Origin of the sequence: Anaerophaga thermohalophila str. Valhall, assembly GCF_000250735.1 — a bacterium.
GTDB classification, from domain to species: domain Bacteria; phylum Bacteroidota; class Bacteroidia; order Bacteroidales; family Marinilabiliaceae; genus Anaerophaga; species Anaerophaga thermohalophila_A.
Genome location: NZ_AHZV01000020.1, coordinates 1 through 3,303, shown reverse-complemented (window position 1 = coordinate 3,303; position 3,303 = coordinate 1). Strand labels below are relative to the sequence as shown.

Annotated in this window: 3 protein-coding genes; all 3 read left to right on the top strand. The window is 41.1% G+C overall.

All coding sequences use genetic code 11. The annotated features are described in order from the left end of the window. Positions 1 to 185: 185 nt before the first annotated feature. The 3 genes from OQ5_RS19870 to OQ5_RS0100770 all read left to right on the top strand — a co-directional run bounded on the left by OQ5_RS19870 (position 186) and on the right by OQ5_RS0100770 (position 3,100). Positions 186 to 869, top strand: a complete 684-nt coding sequence (locus OQ5_RS19870) for a hypothetical protein (RefSeq protein WP_016775663.1) — start codon at positions 186 to 188, stop codon at positions 867 to 869. Then, positions 857 to 1,150, top strand: coding sequence for a hypothetical protein (locus OQ5_RS21825; RefSeq protein WP_016775662.1), 294 nt, complete (start codon positions 857 to 859; stop codon positions 1,148 to 1,150). Before OQ5_RS19870 ends, OQ5_RS21825 begins: the two co-directional genes overlap by 13 nt. Before the next feature lie 411 nt (positions 1,151 to 1,561). Continuing rightward, positions 1,562 to 3,100 (top strand): acyl-CoA carboxylase subunit beta, encoded by a 1,539-nt coding sequence (locus OQ5_RS0100770; RefSeq protein ID WP_255297327.1) that lies wholly within the window; start codon positions 1,562 to 1,564, stop codon positions 3,098 to 3,100. Positions 3,101 to 3,303 lie beyond the last annotated feature (203 nt).

The window sequence follows — 3,303 nt, the reverse complement described above, 5'->3', positions numbered from 1 at the left end:
TTAAAAGAATGGGAAGGCGTTGCAGGGGGGGACAAGCCAGGAGGCCTGTCTTAATGCTGTTGGATAATTTTTGCTTTCGCGGCACAAAGCAATTATCAAGGAATCTCTCCTTCACAATTACTAGGCAGCTGTTTGGCTGTATGACCGCGTGAGCATACTTTTTTAATCACTTAATTAATTGACGTATGCTTACACAAAATTTAGGCTATCCGCGTATCGGGGCCGGCAGAGAACTGAAAAAGGCCCGTGAAAATTATTGGGCAGGCCGGATCAATTTACAGGAACTTTTCCATGCCGGCAAAAAAGAAAAGATCAAAAACTGGACGCTTCAACAGACCTGCGGGATTGATCTTATTCCCTGTAACGATTTTTCATTTTACGATCAGGTGCTGGATCATTCACTTATGTTTGGTGCAATTCCGGAACGTTTTGACCCGCTAAAAGAAATCCTCTCTGAAACAGACCTTTATTTTGCGATGTGCAGAGGATACCAGAAAGACGGATTCGACATTATCGCCATGGAAATGACCAAATGGTTCGATACGAACTATCATTATCTGGTTCCTGAATTCACTAAAAACCAAAAGTTTGAATTGCAAAATTCGCACGTTGTAGATGAATTTAATGAAGCAATTCAAGCGGGCGTAAAACATCCCAAGCCTGTTCTTATCGGCCCTGTGAGCTATCTTTTGTTGGGCAAGGAAAAAGAAGAGGGCTTTCATCGTCTGGCGCTTATTGATCAACTGCTTCCACTTTATATTTCTGTTTTAAAGGAATTACAAAATCAGGGGTGCCTGTACGTTCAGATAGATGAGCCATTTTTAGTTACCGATCTATTGAAACTTCCCGTTCGCAGATGGAACTGCTAAATGCTTTCACTGAGTTTAAATATCCCAATCAAATAGGGCCCGGGGTTTATGATATTCATTCGCCAAGGATACCATCGGTTAAAGAAATGAGAGAACTTATTGAAAAAGCAATGAAACTTATTCCTGCAAAAAATTTGTGGGTCAATCCCGATTGTGGATTGAAAACCCGTAAATGGAACGAAGTGAAGCCTGCTTTGGTCAACATGATTAAGGCAGCTAAAGAAGTGCGTGAAGCTCATTCTCACCGGCCTTTTGCATCTGAAGCAGAAAATGCTTTATAGCAAAGCGGGATTTGTCTGCCACGAATAAGAGAATGAGCTTTTATTAATCCTTCCCTTCCTGCAAAACGAAGCTGCCGGATAAAATAATTAGGTTAAAATACATGTCGAAACAAATGGGTGTTCAAGGCATCATTTATGTGTTGGTTTCATATTGTCTTTGTTCATCCTTACCGGTTTATTTTATTGCAGCTTCGTTTTCATACTTCTTCCGATTTTGTAAATAAACATTAAACCGCTAAATTGGTTATTAAAAACCGGGAACCATAAGAAAATAAACCGTTAGGTTTTTAGAAATGAGATGAACCATATAATCTTGATACTCATTATGCACCCTTAAATGATGGGGATGATAAATGATGCTCCTGACCGAAACTTTTAGGAGCGAACTCATAAATTAAAATTATGGAAATTATGCAGGACAACAGATTGCCTTACCGGAAGTTTTATTCCAGAAAGGAAAAACTGGAACAACAATATGGGGGCGACTATTCTACCAAACAGCATTCCAAAGGCAAACTGACGGCCAGGGAAAGAATTGAGTTACTTTTGGACGAAGATAGCTTTCATGAAATCGATGCTTTTGTTAAGCCGTTGGATCAGAGTAAAGATATTTTTGGGGATGGTGTGATCTGCGGCTATGGTACTATCAGCGGACGCAAAGTGCTTATTTATGTACAGGATTTTAATTTTCTGGGTGGTTCATTGGGATATGTGCATGCCACAAAGATTCAGAAAGTACAGGATTTGGCACTGAAAATGGGACATCCCATTATCGGGTTAATCGATTCGGGGGGTGCCCGCATACAGGAAGGCATTGCAAGTCTGGCAGGCTATGCAGGAATATTTAAACGCAATGTTGCCTCTTCAGGTGTAGTGCCTCAGATTTCAGTGATTTTAGGGCCGGCAGCCGGGGGAGCAGTATATTCTCCTGCACTGACAGATTTTCGGTTTATGGTTAAAAATACTTCTCACATGTTTGTTACCGGTCCTCAAATTGTGAAAGAAGTGCTTAATGAAGAGGTCTCATTTGAAGAGCTTGGTGGAGCCGATGTGCATTCTACCACCTCGGGAGTGGCCGATTTTGTTTATTCAGATGAAGAGCATTGTCTTCTGGGAGTAAAGAAATTATTTACCTATCTGCCTTCAAACAACATGGAGCATCCGCCTGTGAGCAGTATGGAAGAGATAGAGCCGCTTAAAATGAATAATATTTCACTGGTGCTTCCCGAAGATTCGGGCAAACCTTACGATGTAACAGATATTATTAATCGCATCGTCGACAGAAACAGCTTTTTTGAAGTGGCCGAAAATCACGCCCAAAATATCGTGACTGGTTTTGGTCGCCTGGATAATCAGGTAATAGGTATTATTGCCAACCAACCCAAAGTGATGGCCGGAACTCTTGATATTAATGCTTCGCGCAAGGCAGCCCGCTTTGTCAGGTTTTGTGATGCCTACAATATTCCCCTTTTGGTATTGGAAGATGTTCCCGGATTTATGCCCGGGACCAATCAGGAACACAATGCAATTATCATGCATGGTGCAAAATTGCTTTATGCTTTTTCGGAAGCAACCGTGCCTAAAATTACCGTGATTCTACGCAAAGCTTATGGTGGGGCATATATCGTCATGAACAGCAAAAACATGGGAGGTGATTTCAATTTTGCCTGGCCGACAGCCGAAGTGGCTGTAATGGGGCCCGAAGGGGCAGTGAAAATTCTGAATCGCAGAGAATTGGCTGATGCCGATGACCCCGAAGCCCTGAAGAAGAAACTGGTACAGGATTACAAAGAGCAAACTGCCAATCCTTTTATTGCTGAAGAGAAGGGATTTATTGATGAAGTGATTGATCCTGTAGATACCCGGCGGGTTCTGATCTCGGCCTTTGGCCTTCTGGAAAATAAATACGAGGAGAAAGTACCACGCAAGCATGGGAATATTCCATTATAAGGGAATATAGTCAATAGTCAATAGTCAATAGTCAATAGTCAATAGTGGTGATTTGCTGTTGCTGATAAAAATGAGTGTGGCATAAAAAGCATATTTTTGTCAAAATCAAGGCGTTTTGAAATTTTTTTATCGAAGTTAACTTGTTGTTAAAGAGGATGCAAAAAATTAAAACAACAAAGAGTTTGGCAATAGAGATGCTTTTT

Coding starts and splice junctions, on each gene's coding strand:
- OQ5_RS19870 (WP_016775663.1), top strand. CDS start 186: ATGCTTACACAAAATTTAGGCTATCCGCGTATCGGGGCCGGCAGAGAA.
- OQ5_RS21825 (WP_016775662.1), top strand. CDS start 857: ATGGAACTGCTAAATGCTTTCACTGAGTTTAAATATCCCAATCAAATA.
- OQ5_RS0100770 (WP_255297327.1), top strand. CDS start 1,562: ATGCAGGACAACAGATTGCCTTACCGGAAGTTTTATTCCAGAAAGGAA.